Raw genomic sequence first — 25339 nt, forward strand, 5'->3', positions numbered from 1 at the left:
ATTTCGACTTCCTTTTAATAGAGTAATTTAATTCTAGTTCTTACAGTCTATTATCAATAATGTTTTGAACCACTTCTGGATTTAATAAGGTACTTGTATCCCCTAAATTATCCATTTCACTGGAAGCTATTTTACGTAAAATACGTCTCATAATTTTACCTGAACGGGTTTTTGGCAACCCTTCTGTAAATTGAATTTTATCCAATTTGGCAATAGGTCCAATTTTATCTGAAATTAATTGATTGATTTCTTTACTTAAATTAGTATGATCTCTACTTTCTCCTAAATCTTTTAAAGTAATATAACCATATAAAGCACTTCCTTTTATATCATGAGGAAAACCAACAATTGCAGATTCAGCCACAGCTGGATGTTCATTAATGGCGTCTTCAATAGGTGCAGTTCCTAAATTATGACCAGAAACAATAATTACATCATCTACTCTACCCGTAATTCTGTAATAACCAACTTCATCACGTAAAGCACCATCACCCGTAAAATAGGTGTTTTCATAAGCAGAAAAATAGGTTTCTTTATAACGTTGATGGTTTCCCCAAATGGTTCTTGCCATACTTGGCCAAGGATATTTAATACACAATCGACCTTCTACTTGATTTCCTTTTAATTCTTGTCCATTTTCATCCATCAAACAAGGTTGAATTCCAATAAATGGTAATGTTGCATAGGTTGGTTTTGTTGGGGTTACAAACGGAATTGGCGTAATCATCATTCCTCCTGTTTCTGTTTGCCACCAAGTATCTATAATTGGACTTTTCTTTTTTCCAATGGTATCATTATACCAGTGCCAAGCTTCTTCATTGATTGGCTCTCCAACAGAACCTAGTACTTTTAAAGAAGATAAATCATATTTATCTACCAACTCTGTACCGTGTTTGGCCAAGGCCCTAATAGCTGTAGGTGCTGTATAAAATTGATTGACTTTGTGCTTTTGTACAATTTCCCAAAAACGACCAAAATCTGGATAACTTGGTACTCCTTCAAATAGCACTGTAGTTGCTCCATTTGCTAAAGGACCATACACAATGTAAGAATGCCCAGTAATCCAACCAATATCTGCTGTACACCAATAAACATCATTTTCTCTATATTGAAATGCATTTTTAAAGGTATAAGCTGTATATATCATATAGCCAGCTGTAGTATGCACCATTCCTTTTGGAGAACCAGTTGAACCTGAGGTATATAAAATAAACAAGGGATCTTCTGCTTCCATAACCTCTGCTTTACAAACTGTAGAAGCCTTGTCTAATAATGGTTGTAACCATTTGTCACGTCCTACTTTCATGTTGATATCTGAATTGATTCTTTTAGCCACCAAAACAGTTTTTACAGAAGCACAAGATTCTAATGCCTCATCTACAATACCTTTTAAATCGATGGTTTTAGACCCTCTGTAAGAACCATCTGATGTGATAACCATTTTACAGTCTGCATCGTTAATTCTTGTAGATAAAGCTGTTGCAGAAAAACCTGCAAAAACTACAGAATGTATGGCTCCAATTCTTGCACAAGCTAGAGTTGCAATGGCCAATTCGGGTATCATAGGTACATAAATACAAACTCTATCACCTTTTTTGATACCATTTTCTTTTAAAACGTTTGCAAACTGATTTACTTTTTCTGAAAGTTGATTATAGGTAATATGCTGCGCCTCTTCCTCTGGATTGTTAGGTTCAAAAAGAATAGCTGTTTTATCTCCTCTTGTAGCTAAATGCCTATCTATACAGTTTTCTGTAATATTTAATTGAGCACCTTCAAACCATTTTATTTCTGGTTTGCTAAAATCCCATTCTAATACTTTATCCCACTTTTTTCTCCATACAAAGTGTTCTTCTGCTATTTCTTCCCAAAACGTTTCTGGTTCTCTAACTGAGTTTCTGTAAACGTGATAATATTCTGGAAAGTTTTTTATATGATAATTACTCATATTATTTAATTTTTAGTTATTGATTTTTTTTTGATGTTTTAAATAATCCAAACCAATTTGGATTTAAAATTTTCAATTTAATTAATGACCATAAAACGGCTATACAACATAATCCAAAAATTAAAGATAATCCTGGACTAACAGCATAATTATTATGTTCAAACTTAAATCGAATAAATAAAGTTATTACCACATAAATGGTAATAAAAATATCTGATGTTAATGGATTTAATGATAATTTCATGTTTTTTAATTGATTAATTCATTTACTTCTAACACTATTTTTCGAATAGAAAATGGTTTTGTAAAATATTTATCAGCTCCTAATTCTAAACCTTTTTGAATGTCTGAAGTTTTACTTTTAGCAGATAGAAATACTACTTTTGTTTCTTTTAAAAGTTTATTTTTTTTAATATGTTCGATGGTTTTATACCCATCTACTTTTGGCATCATAACATCTAAAAGAATTACATCAGGAATTTCAGTTTTTATAATTTCTAATGCTTCACTACCATCTCTAGCAATAAAAACTTGAAAATTCTTTTTTTTAAACGCATATTCTAAGGTCATTACAATATTGGGTTCATCATCTACAATTAATATCTTTTTCATCTTTATATAGGCAGTTTTACTTTAATTTCTGTACCATTTTCACTGGTTTTGTGCAACCATATTTTACCGTTATGTTTTTCAATAATTCTTTTGCTAATCGCTAGTCCTAAACCTGTACCTTCTGGTTTTATAATGTTTTGGTTTTTTGACTGATAAAATTTATTAAAAATAAAATCTTGATCTTCTTTTGGAATTCCTTTTCCGTTATCAGAAACAGAAATTTCGATATTATCATTCCCTAATCGATAATCAATTTTTATTTCTCCTGTTTCCTCTGGACAAAACTTAATAGCGTTAGAAATAAGGTTGACAAGTACTTGTACTATTCTATCTTCATCATATTTTAATTTAAAAATATAATTATTTAATTGCTTAATCGTAATCCTTTTTTTATTTGCATTGGTCTGTAACGCCTTTACAGTTTTTGCTATTGTCTTGCTTATATCATTAACTTTAAAATTTAACTCTTGACGATTTGTAGCCAGCTTTTCGAAATCAAGAATATTATTAATCAATCTTGATAACCGTTCAGAGTCTTGAAGCATATTGTTTAAAAACTTATCTTTCATTTCTGATGGCATTTCTACATCATCTAACAACAATTCTGTTGATGCTCTAATACCCGTTAATGGTGTTTTAAGCTCATGTGCTACTGTGTCTAAAAATTCATCTTTTTGCAAATCATTTTCAATTAATTCTTTATTTGCATTTTTTAGTTGCCTTGCTAATGTTGAAAGTTCTTTAGATTTTTCTTCTAACATTTTACTTTGTGCAATAGCCTCTTTAGATTCTTCTAACACTTTAAGCACTTCTAACAAGCTTAATTCTTCTTCTTTTACTACATTAGAAATTAACATTTTTGCTGATGCAGAACCAATAGTACCTGTTAATAATTGTTCTGAAAAATTAATAAGCCTTGCATCTGCAAGTTTTGTGTTTTCGGGTATTTTATATTTTTTAAAAAAGATTCTAAGCGCTTTTTCTGTTTTATTTATTCCTAAAAAACGATTTAAAACGTCTCTTATATCGTCTACATAAGCTTCACCTTTCCACACATAAGCACCATCTTGTAACTCTGAAAAGTTTTTACTATCCACAAACATTTCAGCATAATTTCGCTCTCTATAATTACCAACTGTATTTAAAGAAAAATAGATATACAAAAATATGTTTACACTAAAACTCCAAAAAAAGGCGTGTGCAGCTGGTGATAAAAAATCAATTCCAAATAAAGCATGAGGTTTTAAAAGGTTTATAGAAAATAACCCATTTTCTACAAAGCTTGTATCACCAGTAATTGCCTCTATAGTAAATGGCAATAATAATGTATAAAAAGCAACTAAAAACCCACCAATAATACCAATAATTGCACCTTTTGAGGCCCCTCTATTCCAGAATAAACCGATAAAAAATGATGGAGCCAATTGTGCAATAACAACAAAAGCTGTTAAACCTATAGAGTACAAAGAAAGTTGAACAGAAAAATTGTAATAAAAAGCATAAGCTACAATAATAATAAAGAAAATAGCGAATCTTCTAATATTTTTAATGAACCTATTATTTTCATCAGATTTACTTTTACTAAATTTTGATAAAAACCCATAAGGAATTATAAGGTTATTACTTATCATAATAGATAATGCCAATGATGAAATAATCACCATAGAAATCACTGCAGATAAACCACCAAAAAAAACCAAGGTTGCCAAAAATGTATGCCCTTGACTTAATGGAAGTAGTAGAGAGAAATACTCGGCATTTACAGTATCTCCTAAATTAATTTTACCTGCATAAGCTATAAAAACAACAAAAATATTAAATAATAAAAGATACAGTGGGAATACCCAAATAGCTGTTTTAATATGCCTTTCTTTGTTAATTTCTAAAACAGAAACTTGAAATTGTCTTGGTAATAAAAAAATAGCTATAAAGGACAACATAATGGTAAAAAACCAATTAAACCCTTCTTCTAAACCTCCTAGAGTAACAACCCTATTAAAATTTTTAGTTGTAGAAAATTGAGTGATAATATCTGACATTCCATCAAATAAATAATATGTAACATAAATACCTATAATTAGAAAAAAGACTAATTTTAATACAGATTCTAAAGCAATTGAAACAATAATTCCTCTGTGTTTTTGAGATGCATCTGTAGTTTGTGTTCCAAAAAATGCAGCAAAAACGGCTAAAATTAAAGCGATATAAAATGTAGAATCATCAAAAATTGAACCTGATTCATAATTGCTTTTAGTTGTCATTATTTTAAAAGTTTCTGAAATTGCTTTTAATTGCAGTGACAAATAGGGTAAAATACCAGCAAGACAAATTAAAGTGACTAAAGCTCCTAAAAACCTGTTTTTACCATAACGTAATGAGATAAAGTCTGCTAACGATGATATTTTATGTTGCTTAGAAATACGAACTACTTTTCTTAAAACAATAATCCATAAGGGTGCTGCGATGATTGGTCCTAAATAAATGGTTAAGAAATTTACCCCTTTATTGGCAGCAACGCCAATACTACCATAATAAGTCCATGCAGAGCAATATACAGCAAAAGACAAAGCGTAAATAAATGGGCTATTTAACCACTTATTCTTGGTTTTTTTTTCTACAAAATAGGCTACATAAAAAAGCAACCCTAAATAAAAAAGTATTATTAAGGTTAGCAACCAATTACTCATAAAAACGCTTTAAGATATAATAAGATATTAAAACCGATAGTAAACAAATTATAAATATTGAAAAATAAAAAACAGGAACCCCAAAAACAGTATTAGCACTATTAAATACTAACAAAAAAGGAATATTTAAAACAATAAATAATCCTAAAGATAATAATACTAATTTTTGTTCGTGTCTTTTTTTCAAAATTAATTTTCATCTATTTTTAAAAACCAGCACTTTAAAAAAAGTGCTGGTTTTTATGGTTAATGTACTGAAGCCTCTCCTGCTCCAGAAGGAATTCTAATACTCTCTACGATGTCTACCACATCTTTTGGGGGTGCTGCTGTAACTCTAGAAACCACTAAAGAAATTACAACATTTACAATCATAGCAACTGTACCAAAACCTTCTGGTGATGTGCCAAACCACCAATCTTCTTTTGTACCTCCTCCAAACATGTCTAATTTATATTTCATCATGTAAAACAACATTAAAATGATTCCAACAACCATACCTGAAATGGCTCCCTCTTTATTCATTCTTTTATCAAAAATACCCAGTATGATTGCAGGAAAAAAGGATGCTGCTGCCAAACCAAAAGCCAATGCTACAGTTGCGGCGACAAACCCTGGTGGATTGATACCAAAATATCCAGAAATTAAAATTGCTACAAAAATTGAAGCTCTTGCCCACATTAACTCTCCTTTATCTGAAATATCTGGTTTGATTTGTTTTTTAATTAAATCATGAGAAATAGAAGTTGATATTACTAATAACAAACCTGCTGCTGTTGATAATGCTGCTGCCAAACCACCTGCAGCCACCAATGCAATTACCCAATTTGGTAAGCCTGCAATTTCTGGGTTGGCCAAAACCATAATATCTCTATCAACATACAACTCATTTCTGGCTGCACTTGCATTCGCAATCATTCGTTCGCCATAAATACCTCTTGTTTCTGTGTAAACTGGTTTTTTACCATCTAAAGCATTCCCTGCAATATATTGTATTTTACCATCGCCATTTTTATCTGTCCAAGCTATTAAACCTGTGTTTTCCCAATTTTTAAACCATTCAGGAATTTCAGAGTATTTAGTTTCACTAACAGTTTCAATTAAGTTTGTTCTAGAAAAAACTGAAATAGCTGGAGCTGTTGTATATAAGATTGCAATTAAAAACAAGGCGTAACCAGCAGATTTACGTGCATCTTTTACTTTAGGTACAGTAAAAAAACGCACAATTACATGAGGTAATCCTGCTGTACCTACCATTAATGCTAATGTAATTGCAAAAACATCCCAAGTTGATTTAGAACCAGTTGTATATTCTTTAAAACCTAACTGTGTGTGTAAGCTATCTAATTTATCTAAAAGATATGTTCCATCTTCTAAAGTGCCTCCCATTCCTATTTGAGGAATTACATCTCCTGTCATTTGAAAAGAAATAAAAAAAGCTGGCACCATAAATGCAAAAATTAAAACACAATATTGTGCTACTTGCGTATATGTTATTCCCTTCATACCTCCTAAAAAGGCAAAAACCAATACAATACACATACCAATAGCTACACCCCAAATAATTTCTACTTGTAAAAATTGCGAGAATACAATTCCTACACCTCTCATTTGACCAGCTACGTATGTAAATGATACAATTAATGCACAAATTATAGCTACTGTTCTTGCTCCATTTGAATAATATCTGTCTCCAATAAAATCTGGAACGGTAAATTTTCCAAATTTTCGAAGATAAGGAGCTAATAAAAGTGCTAGAAGTACATAACCTCCTGTCCAACCTAATAAATACACAGAACCATCGTATCCTGCAAAGGAAATAATACCTGCCATAGATATAAATGAAGCTGCACTCATCCAGTCTGCTGCTGTTGCCATTCCGTTTGCTAGTGGAGAAACACCACCACCAGCAACATAAAATTCTTTTGTAGAACCTGCTCTTGCCCAAATTGCAATTCCAAAATAGAGTGCAAAAGTTATTCCTACTATAATCCAAGTCCAAGTTTGAACGCTCATAATTTTTTATTTTTTAGTTGATTTTATTTGATTACTCTTCATCGTAACCGTATTTTTTATCTAGTTTATTCATCAATCTTACGTATACGAAAATGAGTATCACAAATACATAAATTGATCCTTGTTGGGCAAACCAAAAACCTAGTTTAAAGCCTCCTAATCTATATTGATTTAATTCTTCTCTAAAAAGAATTCCACATCCATAGGAAACTACAAACCAGATTACCAATAAGATGGCTAGGTACTTTAGATTTTCTTTCCAATATTTTTTTGCATTTTTACTTTCTGACATATTTTTTAATTTTATAGATAAATCATTGCTTGAAGTGTTAATGTATTTTGGTTTATAGTACCAAATTTTTGATTTTTATATTCTAATGTTAATTTTGAATTATGACCACTGAAATAGGCATTTGCTCCTATACCAAATAAATTACGATTATTAGGTGTAGCATCATAAGAATTACTTCCATAAGAAATATAAGGCTGGTATCTTGTTTTGTTTTTATCGCCTGCTAAAACATACCCAAGATGGCCGTATAACATAGTACCTGTTCCATATGCGCTAAATAAATAATCTTTTCCATAATTATTATTTTGATAAACTGCATAAGCTGTTAAAGCACTACCATCATCAGAAAGTGGTGTGTCGTAAAAAGCATCAACAGCAAAAATAGATACATTTTCTCCTGATAAGTTTCCTGCACTATTAGCTACTACAGAACCATTAGGATGTGCAAAAAAACCAGCTCCAATGTTAAATACTTTTTTTCCTCCTAAATAAGAACCAACTTTATATGGTAAAAAATTAGATTCTTGCTCTAAAAAATGATAATCGAAATAGCCTGCAAAAGTTTTTCCTGCCTTTTTGGTTCCTAATAATCTTGATCCACCATAAATAGATTCACCACTATTTACTGGTGTTCTAGCATCCAACCCGTTTACAACGGCATCATTAACTGCCAATCTGTATTGTAATTTTCCAAATTTTCCTTTTAAGAAAACTCCTAAATGTCTAGCAAATTGATCTGACAAACCTATTGTTGCCCAAGATTGGCGGTTGTTATCTAAAGTCATCATATTTAATGTACTTTGATTGTTTAAACGAGAAATACCGTTAAAATAATGCAGTCCAGCTCCAATAGTATGATTTTTACCCAATTGATATTGCCCCCAGACGTCGTGAAAAAATAATTGAGAGTTTTCTCCTTTTCCTAAAGGAGACATATTTGCTCCTTTTAGACTATTTAATCCAAAGTGAGTTAAGATTAAAAATTTCTCATTAATTTGAGCAAACATTAATATTCTTGCACGTCTTAAATTAAAATTGGTTTTAGCTGCTGTTGGAGCAGCATCGCTATTGTTCTGACCCCAAATTTGAGCCCAGGAAATAATTCTAATATATTTTTTCCCTTCTTCATCTAACTTTACTTTAATACCTCCATTATAATCTGGAGACCCTTGAGCAAATACAGATATAGAAACTATAGAAAGAAAAATATATAATCTTAAAGTTAATTGTTTCATAAGTTATTGATTGATTAAAAAATTGATTTGTGCACTCGACGAATGTCATCAAAAACTTATGTTAAAAAAAAAATACTATATATTTTTGTTAAAATAGTATATCTAATCCTTAAATCGCTCCCATTTAATTAACATAAACTTATCTCCTAACTCTGTAACTACTACTCCTGCTCCTTTTAAATTATCAGCATTTTGAAAGTAAAAACCTAATTCTTTGGCATTTAATATTTTATAGGTAGGGTGGTAATTTTTGTTTTGTGGTCTTTTTATACCATATCTTTTTACCCAGTTTAAAATACTAACATGAGACACCCCTAGTATTCGTTCAATTTCTCGATAACTTAACCCCTCTAAATAGAGTTGTAATGCTTTGTTTACAAAGTAATCGTCTATTTTTTTTCCAAGCTTATTTACAGTAAAATAATAGTTACAACTTTTGCATTTATAGCGTTGTCTTTTGTTAACAACTCCACTTTTAACACAATTGTCTGAAGAACAATTTGGACAGTTATTTAGTTTCATGTATATAAAATTAGCATATATATATTAATTTAGCAAATATTATTGTATAATAATAAAAATATTAATTAATTTCTAAAATAAAATAGTATTTTAGATAGCCTTTAAAAAAACTAAATGCTTATAGTATTACAAGAATACTTCTTTATTATTTTACTCTTTTTTACAGTTGCAGTATTATATGCTTCTGTAGGGTTTGGTGGTGGTTCTAGCTATTTAGCTGTTTTGGCTTTAACTGGTATTGCTTTTTATCAAATAAGAGCAACAGCTTTGTTATGTAACATTATGGTAGTCTCTGGAAACGTGTATTTTTTTCAAAAGCAGAAAATAATTAATTGGCGACAATTACTACCTATTGTTTTGTTTAGTCTTCCCTTTGCTTTTTTAGGTGGATATTTAAAAATAAATCAAAATTTCTTTTTTATCTTACTTGGTTTTACACTTTTATTTGCTGCTTTAAGCATGTGGCTTTCAAAAAAAATTGCATCAAAACAAACAGCAAAAATCAATCATAAAAAAAATGCTTTTTACGGATCTATTATCGGTTTTATCTCGGGTATGGTGGGTATTGGTGGCGGTATTTTTTTAGCTCCTTTATTACATCTTACGAATTGGAATACACCCCAAAAAATTGCTGCTGCAGCAAGTGTTTTCATTTTAGTAAACTCTACAGCTGGTTTATTTGGGCAAATTAGCAACCCACAATTTTCTATAAATTGGCAACTTACGAGTGTTTTATTAGTTACTGTTTTTATAGGTGGTCAAATTGGAAACAGGTTAAGCAACCAGTTTTTTACACCTATTCAATTAAAAAAAACTACTGCAGTATTAATTGCTTTTGTTAGTTTTAAAATTCTTTGGGAAAATCTTTTTTAGAAATAAATACGTTTTCTATTGCATAACCATTGCAATCAAAATATATTTGAAATCATCAACAAAAAAAACAGAAAATGTTACAAGTAATTTTTACGTTAATCATGTTAATTTTATTGCAAGCTGTATTAGGTTTCGATAATTTATTATACATTTCTTTAGAGTCTAAAAAGGCGCCACAAACCGACCAAAAAAGGGTTCGTAAAGTAGGGATTTTAATTGCTATTGCACTCCGTATTTTTTTGTTATTAATATTGGTTTCTTTAATTAAATATTTTCAAAAGCCATTTAGTTTTTTAACGGGAGAAATAGAAAATATTATAAAGTTTGCATTTAATGGCCATAGTTTAATTGTTTTAGCTGGTGGTGGTTTTATTATTTATACTGCCATTAAAGAAATTTGGTACATGATTTCTACAAAAGGGTTAGAGTTTTCTGAAATGACTACAGAAAAAGGGTCCAAATCTTCTAAAGCTGTAATTTTTAGCATTGTTTTAATGAACTTTGTTTTTTCTTTTGATTCTATTTTAGCCGCTATTGGCTTAACCAAAGAAATAAAAAACGAAACTACTGCATTTATAGTGATGGCAACTGCCATTGTTGTAAGTGGTTTGTTAATGTTATTAATGGCAAATAAAATTTCGATATTTCTATCTAAAAACAGAATGTATGAAGTTTTAGGGCTGTTTATCCTTTTTATAGTAGGAATAATGTTAGTAACAGAAGGTGGCCATTTAGCGCATTTAAAACTATTTGGCAATGAAATTGTACCTATGAGCAAAACAACTTTTTACTTTGTAATAGCTATTCTTGTTATTATTGATATTGTACAAGGTAAGTATCAGAAAAAATTATTGACCCAGAAATAATCTAATCATATAAAAAAAGGTTCTTTTGGATCACTTTTTTTTTAACACTACTGCAGTTTTGTTTAATTTTTTTAACATTTTATTAAACAATTATATTGTATCTTTGTTTCATAAAATTTGATGTTATACTTCTTTTTATATGAAGCATTTAATATAAATATGAAGTTTTTTGGTTGATTGATGGGCCGCTATTTAACACGATAGCGGCTTTTTTATGCAGTAATTTCTGGAAAACTATCTATTAATCTTTGGCTAATAATCTGTAATATTCTTCTATTTAACTCTGATGCATTTGTATTGTAAAAAGCAAACTCATCAATTGTAAAATGGCCAATAATTAGGCCTAGAGTAATATTTTTATGATTATGATCTGTTTTATAAATAGTAACAATTTTTTGATTTTTTTTTGAAACTGTTAAACGGCTAAAATCTATTTTTCTTTTTTGTAAATACTCTACAAAAGAGGCAATTAATAATGCATGTTGCATTTTAATAATGGGTCTTATAGTTTGGTTCTGAAAAGTTTCTACATCTGTAGTGCCTTCTTTTAACAAACCCTTTAAAATTGGTCTTTCTTTAGACATTATCTAACAATTCATCAATTTGTAATTGAAAATCATATTGCAAATCTTCATGTAATTTATCCATGGCTTTTTTTGCCATTCTTAGTTGCATATCAAATATATTTTGCAAACGGGTGCTTCTTTTTATAGAAGGTTTAAAATCCTTTAATTTTTTACAAAAATATAATAGCAATTCTGCTTCTGTTTCTTTCTTTTTAGAGTATCTAATATGTTTTTTTATAGACGTTAATATTTTTCTGGTGCTTTTTCTTATATAAAAAAAATTCTTTGTATTTATTTCTTCAAATTGTAAATCTACCTCTTCTTTTATGGTTTGAATGTAAATTTCTTCGTCATGAGATTCAAATAATAAATAGGTTAACAGTTCTTTATTTTCTTTTTTAAATCTTGCTAAATGCAAACACAATTCTTTTAACTCATTCGCAGATTTGTGCGAGAGTTCGTCTTTAAGTTGTTTTATGTTTACTGCTTTCATTAAAAAAATAAACCTCAAATAATTATAGAAATATTTGAGGTTTTGTATTTGTTATACTATAACTTTTCACTTGGTAATGTTACCATTTCGTTTACATCTACATCATAGTTTACACCATCAACTTTAAAACCAAAGAGGTTGTAAAAATCGTTGCTATAACCTTCTAAATCTCCAATTTCAGTAAGATTTTCTGTGGTTGCAGACTCCCAAAGCGCAATTACTTCTTTTTGAACATCCTCAGCCATTTCCCAATCATCAATTCTAATTCTTCCTTTTTCATCTAAAGGAATAGTACCTTCTGTAAACAATCTTTGGCTATATAAACGTTGAATTTGCTCTATACAACCTTCGTGAGTTCCTTTTTCTTTCATTACCTTATACAACAAAGAAATATATAATGGAATTACTGGAATGGCAGAACTAGCTTGAGTTACCAATGCTTTATTTACAGAAACGTATGCCTTAGCTCCTACAGATTTTAAAGCGTCTGTAATTTCGAAAGCTGTTGCTTCTAAATGATCTTTTGCTGCACCTATAGTTCCGTTTCTGTAAACTGGCTTGGTAACTTCTGGTCCAATGTAAGAATAAGCAACAGTTGTTGCACCTTCAGATAGTAAATTTTCTGCATTTAAGGCGTCCATCCACATTTTCCAATCCTCTCCACCCATTACAGTAATAGTATTTTCTACATCTTCTCCTTCTGCAGGATTTATAGAGATTTCTGATACTTTACCCGTATGAAAATCTACTGTTTTATTGGTAAAAACTTCTCCTATTGGTTTTAAAACCGATTTGTAACGTTTACCCGTTTCTGGATGTGTTCTAACAGGTGAAGCCAAACTGTAAATTACCAAATCTATTTGGCCTAAGTCTTCTTTAATTAAATTGACAACTTGTTGTTTTATATCGTTTGAAAAAGCATCTCCATTAATACTTTTTGCATACAAACCTGCTTTGTGTGCTTCTTTTTCAAAAGCTGCAGTATTGTAATAACCAGGTGAAGCTGGTCTGCCTTCTGAAGCAGGTTTATCGAAAAACACGCCAATTGTTGCAGCATCAGAACCAAATCCACTTGTGATTCTAGACGCCAAACCAAATCCTGTTGACGAACCTATTACCAATACTTTTTTGGGTCCTTTTATTTTATCTTTTGATTTAACGTATTCTATTTGATTTTTTACATTTTGCGCACAACCTGTTGGGTGTGATGTTAAACAAATAAAGCCTCTTGTTCTTGGTTCTATAATCATTTTTTTCAGTTTATAAGACCTCACAGGTTTTTTGACACCTGTGAGGTCTTTTAATTTAATAGATTAATTTTTAAAAAAAGAATTTACATTCTCTTCAATTCTATTTAATACATTTTCTGTAGATGCTTTTACAAACGTTTCTCCAGTAATTTGTTCGTATAACTCTATGTATCTGTTTGATATTTCTATAATTTTCGCATCAGACATTTCTGGTATTTGCTGATTTTCTTTTCCTTGAAAACCATTTTCTATCAACCATTGTCTTACAAATTCTTTAGATAATTGTTTTTGTGCTTCGCCTTTATTTTGTCTTTCTTGATAACCTTCTGCATAAAAATAACGTGAAGAATCTGGTGTATGAATTTCATCAATCAATACAATTTTACCATCTTTTGTTTTCCCAAACTCGTATTTGGTATCGACTAAAATAAGGCCTCTTTTTGCAGCTATTTCTGTACCTCTTTTAAATAATTTGCGTGTGTAATCTTCTAAAACTAAATAATCTTCTTCTGAAACGATACCCTTACTTAAAATTTCTTCTCTAGGAATATCTTCGTCATGTTCGCCATTATCAGCTTTGGTAGATGGTGTAATTATTGGTGTTGGAAATTGATCATTTTCTTTTAAACCTTCTGGCATTGATACACCACAAAGTAATCTTTTTCCAGCTTTATATTCTCTAGCTGCATGACCTGATAAATAACCACGAATAACCATTTCTACCTTAAAAGGCTCACACAAATGCCCTACTGCTACATTTTCATCTGGATTTGCAATTAACCAATTAGGAACAATATCTGCTGTATCATTCATCATTTTCGTTGCAATCTGATTTAATATTTGGCCTTTAAAAGGAATTTGACGTGGTAAAATTACATCGAAGGCAGACAATCTGTCTGTAGCAATCATTACCAAATGCTCATCATTGATATTGTAAACCTCTCTAACTTTACCTTTGTAAACAGATTTTAAATTGGGAAATTTAAAATTTGTTTCATTAATTGTATTCATTTTTAATATTGTGTTGTTTGTTTGGCAAAAATAAGTCTTCTATATCTTTTTATTCAGATTTAAAATAGTTTTTTATTTGTTGTCTTTCAAAAGAATAAACACTTGATTTATTTTCAATTTCATCAATTATCTGTAAAGAAACTCTTTTTAGTGTATTAGATTTTAAATGAGTTACATTTTGAATTGTTATTTTATATAACACTCTTAATAATTCCTCTAAAATTAAAACATCAACTCCATTTATTTTCTTTTTTAAATCTTCATTGCTCAATTCAAAAATTTCAAAAAATCCAAAATCTAATTTTTCTTTTAACTCTTGATCTAAAGCTTTAAGATTAACATTACCTTCTTCTCCTAAATTAGCCATTAAATTTCTTATAAGAAGTATTATTTTCTGTATTTCTCTTTCAATAAAATCACTTCTATATTCCATTTACAATAAGCTATTCTGTTTCTATACCTTTATAAGCAGTAATAATTTTTTTAACCAACCTGTGTCTTACAACGTCTTTATCGTCTAAGTATACTTGCGCAATACCTTCTATATCTTTTAGTGCTAACAAAGATTCTTTTAATCCAGAAACCTGTTTTCTTGGTAAATCTATCTGACCTGGATCTCCTGTAATGATAAACTTTGCATTTTTACCCATTCTTGTTAAAAACATTTTCATTTGATTATGGGTTGTATTTTGTGCTTCATCTAAAATTACAAAGGCATTATCTAGAGTCCTACCACGCATAAAAGCTAAAGGTGCTATTTGTATGACACCTTTTTCTAGGTGAGATTCTAATCTTTCATGAGGAATCATATCTCTTAAGCCATCATATAATGGCTGCATGTATGGGTCTAATTTTTCTTTTAGATCTCCAGGTAAAAAACCCAAGTTTTCTCCAGATTCTACAGCTGGTCTTGTTAAAATAATGCGTCTTACTTCTTTTTCTTTTAATGCTTTTACTGCCAATGCTACTGCTGTATATGTTTTTCCTGTACCTGCTGGCCCTACAGCAAAAAGCATATCATTTTTTTGCATTAAAGAAACCATTTTGCGTTGATTTTCGGTTTGTGCCTTAATTAATTTACCGCTTACACCATGTACTAAAACATCTTTTGTGTTTTTAGAAGCTGTTGTTTTTTCTTCATGTCCTGTAGATGTTAAAATACGCTCTATACTATTTTCATCTAACTTATTGTATCTATTAAAATACTTGATTAAACGCTCTAAACGAATTTCAAATTCGTCTAACAAATTAGACGCTCCATAAATTTTCATTTTAGAGCCACGTGCTACGATTTTAATTTTTGGAAAATACCTTTTTAACTGCTCTACGGTACTATTATGTGCCCCAAAAAAGTCTTTTGGGTTTATTTCTTCTAGCTCTATAATGCGTTCGTTCAAATGTTTATTTTTTGAAGTTTAATATCTATTTTATTTCAACTAAAAATAGCGAATAAAATTTCTAAATTGATTAGATTTGCGTAAAATAGTTAACAACTTTTACACATTTAATTAACAGTAATTTTTATGTCTTTTATAACACTTACCACAGATTTCGGAACAAAAGACCATTTTGTGGGAGCTGTAAAAGGAGCTATTTTTTCTGAATTACCAGAAGTAAACATTATTGATATTACCCATGAAATCTCTCCTTTTAACATTACAGAAACTGCCTATATTTTAAAAAACTCTTACAAAAGCTTTCCTAAAGGTACAGTACATATTGTGGGGGTAGATTCTGAGTTAAGTGCAGAGAATAAACACATTGCTTTAGAATTAGACGATCATTTTTTTGTTTGTCCAGACAATGGTTTAATTTCTATGATTGCTTCTGAAGTAAAACCTAAAAAAATTGTAGAAATTAATATACATGATCGAATTGAAAGTAGTTTTCCTGTATTAGATGTATTTGTACAAGTAGCTTGCTTTATTATTAGAGGGGGTAACTTGACCGTAATAGGTAAAGAAATTGAAGATTTTAAGAAAATTATAGAAATACAGCCAAAAACCAATCAACAACAAGATCAAATAATTGGTGGTGTTTTATACATTGATAATTACGGAAATGTAATTACCAACATTAATAAAAAAATGTTTCAAGATATTGGTAAAGGAAGAAACTTTACGATCAATGCAAAAAAACATAAATTCACTAAAATTTTTTCTAAATATAACGAAGTTGCAAGTAATAGCGCTTATAGCAATCAACAGTACGAAGGGCATAAATTAGCGCTTTTTAACACTGCAGCATACTTAGAACTAGCTATTTACAGAAGTAATTTAGACACCGTTGGTGGCGCAAGCTCTCTCTTAGGTTTAGAGTATAGAGATGTTGTTACCATTACTTTTGAAAATAAACCAAACCAAGAATTTACCATATTAAATTAAACATGTTTGTTAGAATTGTAAAGATGAGTTTTCATCAAGAACATATAGAAACTTTTAAAGTTATTTTTGAAGAAAAAAAGAAATTTATTAGAAATTCTGAAGGTTGTAAACTTTTAGAATTATATCAAGATAAAAATAATAAAGAACTTTTTTTTACGTATTCATACTGGGAAACTGAGCAAGATTTAGAAAATTACAGAAACTCTGAACTTTTTAAAAATGTTTGGACAAAAACCAAAGCGCTTTTTAATAACAAAGCAGAGGCTTGGAGTGTAGACAAAAAAGTAACTTTACTATAAGTTTAAAAGTTATAAGAAAAATAAAATATGTTTGCCATACTAAAAAAAGAATTTAACTCGTTTTTCTCGTCTACAATTGCTTATTTAGTAATTGGGGTATTCTTGCTTGTAAATGGTTTGTTCTTATTTATTTTTAAGGACGACTTTAATATTTTAAATGCTGGTTTTGCAGATTTAAATTCGTTTTTCTATCTAGCCCCTTGGGTTTTTATATTCTTAATACCTGCCATTACCATGAAAAGTTTTGCAGACGAATTTAACAATGGAACCATAGAGATTTTAAAAACCAAACCCATTACTGATTGGCAAATTGTTTTGGGTAAATTTTGGGCATCTTTATTACTGGTAATTACTGCAATTATCCCCACGTTTACTTATGTATATACAGTTTATAATTTGGGCAATCCTGTTGGAAATTTAGATTTTGCAACCATTATTGGTTCCTATATTGGCTTGTTTTTTTTGGCTGCTACCTATACAGCTATTGGCTTATTTACCTCTACCCTTTCTAAAAATCAAATTGTGGCATTTATTTTAGGGGTGCTAATTACCTTTTTATTATTTTATGGTTTTGATGCACTTTCAGCTACATTTGATAATAATTTAGCTATCAAAAAAATTGGCATCAATGAGCATTTTAAAAGTATTTCTAGAGGAGTTATAGACACGAGAGATCTTATCTATTTTTTAAGTATTACTGTTTTCTTTTTATTCATCACTAAAACACAATTAGAAAATGAATAAAAAAGTAAAAAGTATCATACTTTTAATTATAGCCATTATAGTATTTAATTATGCAAGTCAATCTGTTTACAAAAGATTCGATTTAACTTCTGATAAACGGTATACCCTTTCTAAAACTACTCTAGATATAATTTCTAAGGTTAATAAAACCTTATTTATAAATGTTTATTTAGAGGGCGATTTTCCATCAGAATTTAAAAGACTACAAATAGAAACCCAACAATATTTAGAAGAACTTGCTTCTGAGAACAGCAATATTATCATCAATTTTGAAAACCCAGATAACCAACGTGAAGCGTTGATAAAAAAAGGGATGATGCCAAGTCAATTAACTGTTGAAGAAGAAGGTAAAATGACTGAAGCAATTATTTTTCCTTGGGCAGAAATTAATTATGGTAAAAAAACAAGTATTTTTTCTCTATTACCAAATGCCATGTTAGCCTCTCAAAAAGAGCAATTACAAAAAGCGATAGAAAATTTAGAATATAGTTTTTCTAATGCTATCAATACTGTAAATATAGATATACAAAAAAAAGTGGCTATTTTGATAGGAAATGGAGAATTGCAAGATATGTATCAATATAGCTATTTAAGTGAAGTTGCTAAAAAATACAGATTGGCAAAATTTACCTTAGATTCGGTTACAAAAAACCCACAACAAACTTTAAGCGACTTGTTAAATTTAGATTTGGCAGTTATTGCCAAACCTACTGAAAAATTTAGTGAAAAAGAAAAATTAGTTTTAGATCAGTTTATTGCAAATGGTGGTAAAACACTTTGGATGTTAGACATGGTGCAAGCAGACCAAGATAGTTTGGCAACCAATAATAAAATGTTGGCTTACCCAAGAGATTTAAACCTTACTGACCTCTTATTTTCTTACGGAGTTCGTATTAACAGTACTTTAATCAAAGATTTATATGCTGCTGAAATTCCAGTAGCAACTGGGCAAGTTGGCAATCAAACGCAGTTTAAAAATTTAGATTGGTTGTATCATCCTTTAGCGGGTACAAACCCAAACAATGTAATTACAAAAAACGTAACACCTGTTAGGTTACAATTTGCAAATCAAATAGATACACTTAAAAACAATATTAAAAAAACACCTTTATTAGTTAGTTCTGTGTTCACTCAAAAAGTAGGCACACCAGTCTTTATAGAGTTACAATCTATTGCAGAAGAAGTTCTAGAAACTGATTATAAAAGTGGCAATCAACTATTTGCAGTTTTATTAGAAGGGCAGTTTACCTCTGCTTACAAAAACAGAGTAAAACCATTTACAAGTAAGTTTTATAAAGAGCAATCTGCCCCAAATAAAATGGTGGTTATTGCAGATGGTGATGTTGGCAAAAATCAACTTTTAAAAGGAAAACCATATGATTTGGCTAGAGATAAATGGACCAATCAACAATTTGGTAACAAAGATTTTTTACTAAATACTATAGATTATTTATTAGATGACACCGGCTTGATGCAACTTAGAAACAAAAGTTTAAAAATTAGAATGTTAGACAAACAAAAGGCATTTAAAGAACGTACTTATTGGCAATTTTTAAATGTAATTTCACCGTTACTTTTGTTGTTTGGTTTTGGTTTTGTTTTTAATTTTTTAAGACGAAGAACATATTCTTAAACAAAGAATATCTTTATTAAATTTTTAATAAATTATCATGAATAAATTCATAATTTAAAACATGTTGTAGTTTTTCTGAACTGATAATTTTCCATTGATAATCTTCATTTTCTTCAAAAACTGGCGCTTCTAGATCTTTGCTAATCCTAGCATTTACATAAAACATTTCTCTTGTTGGATGGTGATTTGAACAAGCGTTAAAAGTTATATTCCAACAATTCTGAGCAATAATTGTATGCATAATTTCGATACAATCTTCTCTGTGAATCATATTTACAAAACCTTTAGGTTGTGGTATTTTTTTTCCATTTTTAAACCAATTAGCTGGATGTCTTTCCCCTCCAAATAAACCCGCAAAACGTAAAATTGTGGTTTCAAAAAAAGTATTTTCTCTAAACAAGTTTTCTATAGTTACTAAAGGATGGTTTTTTACAACAGCATCATCTTCTGTCATTACTTTATTAATTCTAGGATATACAGAAGTAGAACTAACCAAAATCACTTTCTGTACAGGAGAATTTTGAATTTGAGAAATAAAGTTTTCAAAACCATCAATATCTTTAGAAGTAATGGCAATAATTAAAATATCCGTAGTTAAAAAATCGTCATATTCTTCAAAATCAGAAATATTTACGATGTAAGACTCTATACCTAAAGATTGTAATTCATCTATTTTATCAGAAGAAGTTGTAGAACCTTTTACAAAATAACCTTCTTCTAATAAAGAAACAGCTAAAGGTTTTCCTAACCATCCACAACCTAAAATACTTACGTTTTTCAATTTTAAAGGCTTTACTATTTAACAATTAGGTGTATCACAACAATTATCGTCTTTAATTAATTTACAAGACAATACTGCTAACAAAGCACCTAAAATTGGCGCAAGAATGTATAGCCATAAATTGCGAACGTTTCCAGATACAATATTGGGTGCAATAGAACGTGCAGGATTCATAGATGCATTGGTAATTGGACCTGCAAAAAGCGCTTCTAGCATGACAACACCTCCCACAGCTATACCTGCAATAATTCCCATTTCTTTGCTACCTGTAGACACATTAATAATTACAACCATTAAGAAAAAAGTTAGTAATAGCTCTAATACAAAAGCACGCCAAACATCAATAGTGGGAATGGTTGAACCTAAAAAATCACTAGTAGGAAATAAAAATAGTAGTAGTAAACTAGCTGCAAATGCACCTAATACTTGGGCAATAATAAATTTTGGCACTTCTTTCCAAGCAAACTTTTTTGCATAAGCAAAAGCAATAGTTACAGCAGGATTAAAGTGCGCTCCAGAGGTTTCTCCAAAAGCATAAATCATAGCCATTACAATTAAACCCCATGTAATACCAATACCTACATGAGTTACTTCTCCTCCAGTAACTTCATTAATTGTCATGGCTCCAGTACCACAAAAAATCATTGAAAATGTACCTAAAAACTCTGAAATATATTTCTTCATTTTACTTATAAAAAAGCAAAGATACATCTCCTTATTTTAAGTTTTTGTTAACGTTTAGTGTTTTTTGAAATTGTAATTTTATAATAAATTTAAAATCAATTAATTATGAAAAAATATTTAGTAAAAATCTTAAGCATTTTATCAATTTTAACATTTGTAGTTATGATAAGTTGTCAAAATAAAGACACTAAAGAAATTGTGGTACAAGAGGTTAAAAAATCGCTACCTGCAAAAATCGCTGCTCCTGCACCAAGTCCTAGTGCTACTCTAAAGCAAAAAGTAGGTTTAACAGATGTTAGCATAACATATTCTAGACCAGGAATGAAAGGAAGAGCTATTTTTGGAAATTTAGTGCCTTTTGATAAAATTTGGAGAACTGGCGCTAATAAAAATACGGAAGTAACTTTTAGTACAGAGGTTATGGTAGGTGACAAGAATGTAGCAGCGGGTACATACGCACTTTATACAAAACCTGGAAAAAACAAATGGGAAATAATACTATACAGTGCCTCAGACAATTGGGGAAACCCAAAAGAATGGGATGATGCTAAGGTTGTTGCTTCTGCTACTGTAGATGTAATTAAAATGCCTATGGATGTTGAAACTTTTACAATTACGATAGATGATATTACAAACAATTCTGCACTTTTAGGATTATTATGGGAAAACGTATATGTTGGTATGCCTTTTACAGTACCAACAGATAAAGCTGTAATGGCTTCTATTGATGAAGTTCTAAGTGGAGAACCAAATGCAAGAGCTTATTATGATGCTGCTGTATATTATAATTCTGAAAATAAAGACATTAAGAAAACAGTAACAATGATTGACAAAGCAATAGAGATGTCTAAAGAAAATCCTCAATTTTGGATGTTAAGGCAACAATCTTTAATACATGCAAAAGCGGGTAAAACTGCAACCGCAATAGCTGCCGCAAAACTATCTTTAGCATTAGCTAATAAAGCTGGAAATGCAGATTATGTAAAAATGAACGAAGACTCTTTAAAAGAATGGGGAGCTAAATAAATTGACAACTGTTTTAAAAAAATCTGAAGATACTACTTCGGATTTTTTTTTGCTTACTCTTATAAGCATTTTAGTCTGACATTACTATATGTTTAAACTTTCTAATTTATTATTTTATTCACTTTAAAAATAGAAATACATTCTTTTAAATCTTCTTTATTTTTTAGATTGTTGTTATTCGACAAATTCATTTAAAATATCTCACAAAAAAAAACATCCGACTCTAAAAAGAATTGGATGTCTTAATAATTTTAAAACTATATTTTATTTATTCAAATACATTTTACGTCTAGAATATAAGTCATAAAACTCATCATCTTTTAAACTATCTATAAATAGGATGCTTTCTCCTGTAGATTTCATTTCTGGACCTAGCTTTTTATTTACATTCGGGAATTTGTTAAATGAAAAAACAGGTTGTTTAATTGCATAACCATCTAATTGAGGATTAAATGTAAAGTCTGTTACTTTCTTTTCGCCCAACATTACTTTTGTAGCATAATTTACATAAGGTTCTTTGTATGCTTTTGCAATAAATGGTACCGTTCTAGAAGCTCTTGGATTGGCTTCTATAATGTACACAGTATCATGTTTAATGGCAAATTGTATGTTTATTAAACCAACTGTTTTTAATTCTCTAGCAATTGTATGTGTATGATCTATAATTTGCTGCATTACCAAATCTCCTAAATTAAAAGCAGGTAAAGTTGCATTAGAATCTCCAGAATGTATTCCACAAGGTTCTATATGTTCCATAATTCCAATGATGTACACATTTCCATCTGCATCACAAATTGCATCTGCTTCTGCTTCTATAGCTCCATCTAAATAATGGTCTAACAACAATTTATTATTAGGTATTTTGTGTAATAAATCTACAACATGTTGTACCAATTCTTCTTTGTTGATTACAATTTTCATTCCCTGACCACCTAAAACATAAGAAGGTCTTACCAAAATAGGAAAATCTAATTGATCTGATAATTCTAAAGCTTCGTCTGCAGTTTCTGCTACACCAAACTCTGGATAAGGAATGTTATTATCTTTTAATAAACTAGAAAAACGGCCTCTATCTTCTGCAATATCTAGAGCCTCAAAAGAAGTACCAATAATTTTAATACCGTATTTTGTTAGTTTTTCAGCTAATTTTAATGCTGTTTGTCCACCTAATTGTACTATTACTCCTTCTGGTTTTTCATGACGAATGATATCGTAAATATGTTCCCAAAAAACAGGCTCAAAATATAATTTATCTGCTGTATCAAAATCTGTAGAAACCGTTTCTGGGTTACAGTTAATCATAATGGTTTCGTAACCACATTCTGCTGCTGCTAAAACTCCATGTACACAACAGTAATCAAATTCGATACCTTGTCCAATTCTATTGGGTCCAGAACCTAAAACAATTACTTTTTTCTTATCGGTAACTACACTTTCATTTGCAATGGTAATTTCTCCACTTGCTGTTTCTATTTCGTTCTCAAAAGTTGAATAATAGTAAGGTGTTTTTGCTTTAAATTCTGCAGCACAAGTATCTACCAATTTGTAAACACGTTGTACTTTTAATTCTTCTCTTTTAGTGTATACTTGGCTTTCTAGACAATCTAGCATGTGTGCTATTTGTCTATCACCATATCCTTTTTGTTTTGCTTCCAACAATAAATCTCTTTCTATAGTATCTATATTATAGGTAGAAATTTCTTTTTCTAGTTGAAATAATTCTTCATATTGCTTTAAATACCACATGTCTATTTTAGTGATATCGTAAATTTTGCTTAATGGAATTCCCATAGCAATAGCATCATATATAGCAAAAACACGATCCCAACTTGCATTGGTTAATTTTTCTATAATTTGATTATAATCTGTATACCCTTTTCCATCTGCACCTAAACCATTTCTTTTAATTTCTAAAGATTGTGTTGCTTTGTGCAATGCTTCTTGGAAACAACGCCCAATACCCATTACTTCTCCAACAGCTTTCATTTGTAAACCTAAAGTTCTGTCTGAACCTTCGAATTTATCAAAATTCCAACGTGGTATTTTTACAATTACATAATCTAGTGTTGGCTCAAATAAAGCTGATGTAGATTTTGTAATTCCGTTTTCTAACTCATCTAAACTATAACCAATTGCTAGTTTTGTAGCTACTTTTGCAATTGGGTAACCTGTTGCTTTAGAGGCTAATGCAGAAGAACGAGAAACCCTTGGGTTAATTTCAATTGCAATAATGTCTTCTTTTTCATCTGGAGAAACTGCGAATTGCACATTACAACCACCTTCAAAATCTCCAATAGAACGCATCATATGTATAGCCATATCTCGCATTTTCTGATAAGTTTTATCAGAAAGTGTCATTGCTGGAGCAACAGTAATAGAGTCTCCCGTATGAATTCCCATAGGGTCCATATTTTCTATAGAACAGATAATTACTACATTGTCATTCTTGTCTCGTAATAACTCTAATTCATATTCTTTCCAACCCATCATTGCTTTGTCAATCATCACTTCGTGGATTGGAGATGCTTCTAAACCTCTGCTTAACAATTCGTCAAAATCTTCTGCTTTATAAACGATGGATGCACCTGCTCCTCCTAATGTATAAGAAGATCTAATAACTAATGGAAAACCAAATTCTTGTGCAATTTCTTTTCCTTTTAAGAAAGATGTGGCTGTGGCTTGTGGCGCCATATCAACACCTATTTTACCCATTAACTCTCTAAACTGTTCCCTATCTTCTGTTACGTTAATTGCGTCTATATCTACACCAATTAATTTTACATCAAAATCTTTCCAAATCCCTTTGTCATCTGCCTCTATACAGAGGTTTAATGCAGTTTGCCCACCCATAGTTGGCAAGACTGCATCAATTTGTGGATGTTCTTTTAATATTTGTATAATAGACTTTGTTGTTAATGGCAACAAATAAACATGATCTGCCATGGAAGGATCTGTCATAATTGTTGCAGGATTAGAGTTGATAAGTATCGTTTCTATTCCATCTTCTCTTAAAGAACGTAAAGATTGTGAACCAGAATAATCGAATTCACAAGCTTGTCCTATAACAATAGGTCCAGATCCAATAATTAAAATTGATTTTAAGTCTTCTCTTTTTGGCATGGTAAATAGTTGTGTTTTATGAGTTTGTAAAAATAATTAGTGTTTGAATATAAAAAAAGGTGTTACTAAAAATAGTAACACCTTAATTATTAACAATTGTTAATCATTATATTATTTTTTATGTCTAGTTTCTGAAGACACAGATATTTTCTTTCTTCCTTTAGCTCTTCTTCTAGCTAAAACTTTTCTTCCGTTTGCAGAAGCCATTCTTTCTCTGAAACCGTGTTTGTTTCTTCTCTTTCTCTTTGATGGCTGATAAGTTCTTTTCGGCATTATAATATATTTTTAAATGACTTCTTT

At 30.2% G+C, this 25339-nt stretch carries 25 protein-coding genes; 7 read left to right on the forward strand and 18 right to left on the reverse strand.

Translation table 11 applies throughout. From position 1 onward, the window contains the following. Positions 1–40 precede the first annotated feature (40 nt). From acs to Q0662_RS09855, 8 genes are all read right to left on the reverse strand, one after another. On the reverse strand, positions 41–1948 hold the full coding sequence (acs, locus tag Q0662_RS09820; RefSeq protein ID WP_298949241.1) for an acetate--CoA ligase: 1908 nt from the start codon (positions 1946–1948) through the stop codon (positions 41–43). A 16-nt stretch (positions 1949–1964) separates the two neighbouring features. Continuing rightward, a complete protein-coding gene (locus tag Q0662_RS09825) occupies positions 1965–2192 on the reverse strand; it encodes a hypothetical protein (protein WP_298949243.1) in 228 nt (75 codons plus the stop codon). Positions 2193–2197: 5 nt separating this feature from the next. Continuing rightward, positions 2198–2560: a response regulator gene (locus Q0662_RS09830; RefSeq protein ID WP_298949245.1), complete on the reverse strand. Its 363-nt coding sequence runs from the start codon at positions 2558–2560 to the stop codon at positions 2198–2200. Between the two features lie 2 nt (positions 2561–2562). Next, on the reverse strand, positions 2563–5247 hold the full coding sequence (locus tag Q0662_RS09835; protein ID WP_298949247.1) for a sensor histidine kinase: 2685 nt from the start codon (positions 5245–5247) through the stop codon (positions 2563–2565). A gap of 246 nt (positions 5248–5493) precedes the next feature. Beyond that, positions 5494–7260, reverse strand: coding sequence for a sodium:solute symporter family protein (locus Q0662_RS09840; RefSeq protein WP_298949249.1), 1767 nt, complete (start codon positions 7258–7260; stop codon positions 5494–5496). 31 nt (positions 7261–7291) lie between these two features. After that, positions 7292–7552, reverse strand: coding sequence for a DUF4212 domain-containing protein (locus Q0662_RS09845; RefSeq protein WP_298949250.1), 261 nt, complete (start codon positions 7550–7552; stop codon positions 7292–7294). Between the two features lie 11 nt (positions 7553–7563). Then, positions 7564–8787 carry a hypothetical protein gene (locus tag Q0662_RS09850; RefSeq protein WP_298949252.1) on the reverse strand — a complete coding sequence of 408 codons (1224 nt, stop codon included), beginning with the start codon at positions 8785–8787 and terminating at the stop codon, positions 7564–7566. Positions 8788–8889: 102 nt separating this feature from the next. Next, on the reverse strand, positions 8890–9309 hold the full coding sequence (locus Q0662_RS09855; RefSeq protein WP_298949254.1) for a helix-turn-helix domain-containing protein: 420 nt from the start codon (positions 9307–9309) through the stop codon (positions 8890–8892). A gap of 114 nt (positions 9310–9423) precedes the next feature. Here Q0662_RS09855 and Q0662_RS09860 point away from each other — a divergent pair, with 114 nt between their 5' ends. Both Q0662_RS09860 and Q0662_RS09865 read left to right on the forward strand, forming a co-directional pair. Then, positions 9424–10182, forward strand: a complete 759-nt coding sequence (locus Q0662_RS09860) for a sulfite exporter TauE/SafE family protein (RefSeq protein WP_298949256.1) — start codon at positions 9424–9426, stop codon at positions 10180–10182. 74 nt (positions 10183–10256) lie between these two features. Continuing rightward, on the forward strand, positions 10257–11048 hold the full coding sequence (locus Q0662_RS09865) for a tellurium resistance protein TerC (RefSeq protein WP_298949257.1): 792 nt from the start codon (positions 10257–10259) through the stop codon (positions 11046–11048). A 212-nt stretch (positions 11049–11260) separates the two neighbouring features. On the opposite strand, the gene Q0662_RS09870 is transcribed toward Q0662_RS09865, so the two are convergent. The 6 genes from Q0662_RS09870 to Q0662_RS09895 all read right to left on the reverse strand — a co-directional run bounded on the left by Q0662_RS09870 (position 11261) and on the right by Q0662_RS09895 (position 15765). Then, positions 11261–11632 (reverse strand): glyoxalase, encoded by a 372-nt coding sequence (locus Q0662_RS09870; protein ID WP_298949259.1) that lies wholly within the window; start codon positions 11630–11632, stop codon positions 11261–11263. Further along, the gene (locus Q0662_RS09875; protein ID WP_298949261.1) at positions 11625–12107 is read right to left on the reverse strand and encodes a hypothetical protein; all 483 of its coding nucleotides are present in this window, start codon (positions 12105–12107) and stop codon (positions 11625–11627) included. The genes Q0662_RS09870 and Q0662_RS09875 overlap by 8 nt, the downstream gene beginning before the upstream one ends. A 56-nt stretch (positions 12108–12163) precedes the next feature. Beyond that, positions 12164–13357 (reverse strand): enoyl-ACP reductase FabV, encoded by a 1194-nt coding sequence (gene fabV / locus Q0662_RS09880; RefSeq protein ID WP_298949262.1) that lies wholly within the window; start codon positions 13355–13357, stop codon positions 12164–12166. Between the two features lie 63 nt (positions 13358–13420). Continuing rightward, positions 13421–14368, reverse strand: a complete 948-nt coding sequence (locus tag Q0662_RS09885) for a phosphoribosylaminoimidazolesuccinocarboxamide synthase (protein ID WP_298949264.1) — start codon at positions 14366–14368, stop codon at positions 13421–13423. Between the two features lie 49 nt (positions 14369–14417). After that, complete coding sequence (locus Q0662_RS09890) at positions 14418–14801, reverse strand: hypothetical protein (protein WP_298949266.1); 384 nt, start codon at positions 14799–14801, stop codon at positions 14418–14420. A 10-nt stretch (positions 14802–14811) separates the two neighbouring features. Next, the gene (locus Q0662_RS09895) at positions 14812–15765 is read right to left on the reverse strand and encodes a PhoH family protein (protein WP_298949269.1); all 954 of its coding nucleotides are present in this window, start codon (positions 15763–15765) and stop codon (positions 14812–14814) included. 126 nt (positions 15766–15891) lie between these two features. Between Q0662_RS09895 and Q0662_RS09900 the strand changes: the two genes are divergently transcribed. From Q0662_RS09900 to gldG, 4 genes are read left to right on the forward strand one after another with little or no spacing between them, the layout of a single operon-like run. Continuing rightward, positions 15892–16752, forward strand: coding sequence for an SAM-dependent chlorinase/fluorinase (locus Q0662_RS09900; protein ID WP_298949271.1), 861 nt, complete (start codon positions 15892–15894; stop codon positions 16750–16752). A gap of 2 nt (positions 16753–16754) precedes the next feature. Then, the gene (locus Q0662_RS09905) at positions 16755–17051 is read left to right on the forward strand and encodes a putative quinol monooxygenase (protein WP_298949273.1); all 297 of its coding nucleotides are present in this window, start codon (positions 16755–16757) and stop codon (positions 17049–17051) included. 27 nt (positions 17052–17078) lie between these two features. Continuing rightward, entirely contained in the window at positions 17079–17795 is a 717-nt protein-coding gene (gene gldF, locus Q0662_RS09910) for a gliding motility-associated ABC transporter permease subunit GldF (RefSeq protein WP_298949275.1), read from the forward strand. Continuing rightward, positions 17788–19428, forward strand: a complete 1641-nt coding sequence (gldG, locus tag Q0662_RS09915; protein WP_298949277.1) for a gliding motility-associated ABC transporter substrate-binding protein GldG — start codon at positions 17788–17790, stop codon at positions 19426–19428. Before gldF ends, gldG begins: the two co-directional genes overlap by 8 nt. A 16-nt stretch (positions 19429–19444) precedes the next feature. On the opposite strand, the gene Q0662_RS09920 is transcribed toward gldG, so the two are convergent. Together Q0662_RS09920 and Q0662_RS09925 are read right to left on the reverse strand one after the other, a co-directional pair. Beyond that, entirely contained in the window at positions 19445–20209 is a 765-nt protein-coding gene (locus Q0662_RS09920; RefSeq protein ID WP_298949279.1) for a dTDP-glucose 4,6-dehydratase, read from the reverse strand. Between the two features lie 18 nt (positions 20210–20227). Further along, positions 20228–20893, reverse strand: a complete 666-nt coding sequence (locus Q0662_RS09925) for an MIP/aquaporin family protein (protein WP_298949281.1) — start codon at positions 20891–20893, stop codon at positions 20228–20230. A 105-nt stretch (positions 20894–20998) separates the two neighbouring features. Here Q0662_RS09925 and Q0662_RS09930 point away from each other — a divergent pair, with 105 nt between their 5' ends. Further along, positions 20999–21919, forward strand: a complete 921-nt coding sequence (locus Q0662_RS09930) for a DUF2911 domain-containing protein (protein WP_298949283.1) — start codon at positions 20999–21001, stop codon at positions 21917–21919. Positions 21920–22183: 264 nt separating this feature from the next. Here Q0662_RS09930 and carB read toward each other — a convergent pair whose 3' ends face one another. After that, positions 22184–25039 carry a carbamoyl-phosphate synthase large subunit gene (gene carB, locus Q0662_RS09935; RefSeq protein ID WP_298949285.1) on the reverse strand — a complete coding sequence of 952 codons (2856 nt, stop codon included), beginning with the start codon at positions 25037–25039 and terminating at the stop codon, positions 22184–22186. A gap of 111 nt (positions 25040–25150) precedes the next feature. Further along, positions 25151–25312, reverse strand: a complete 162-nt coding sequence (rpmH, locus tag Q0662_RS09940) for a 50S ribosomal protein L34 (RefSeq protein WP_298949287.1) — start codon at positions 25310–25312, stop codon at positions 25151–25153. Positions 25313–25339: the final 27 nt, after the last annotated feature.

It is taken from the genome of uncultured Polaribacter sp., assembly GCF_947503855.1.
Lineage (GTDB): Bacteria > Bacteroidota > Bacteroidia > Flavobacteriales > Flavobacteriaceae > Polaribacter.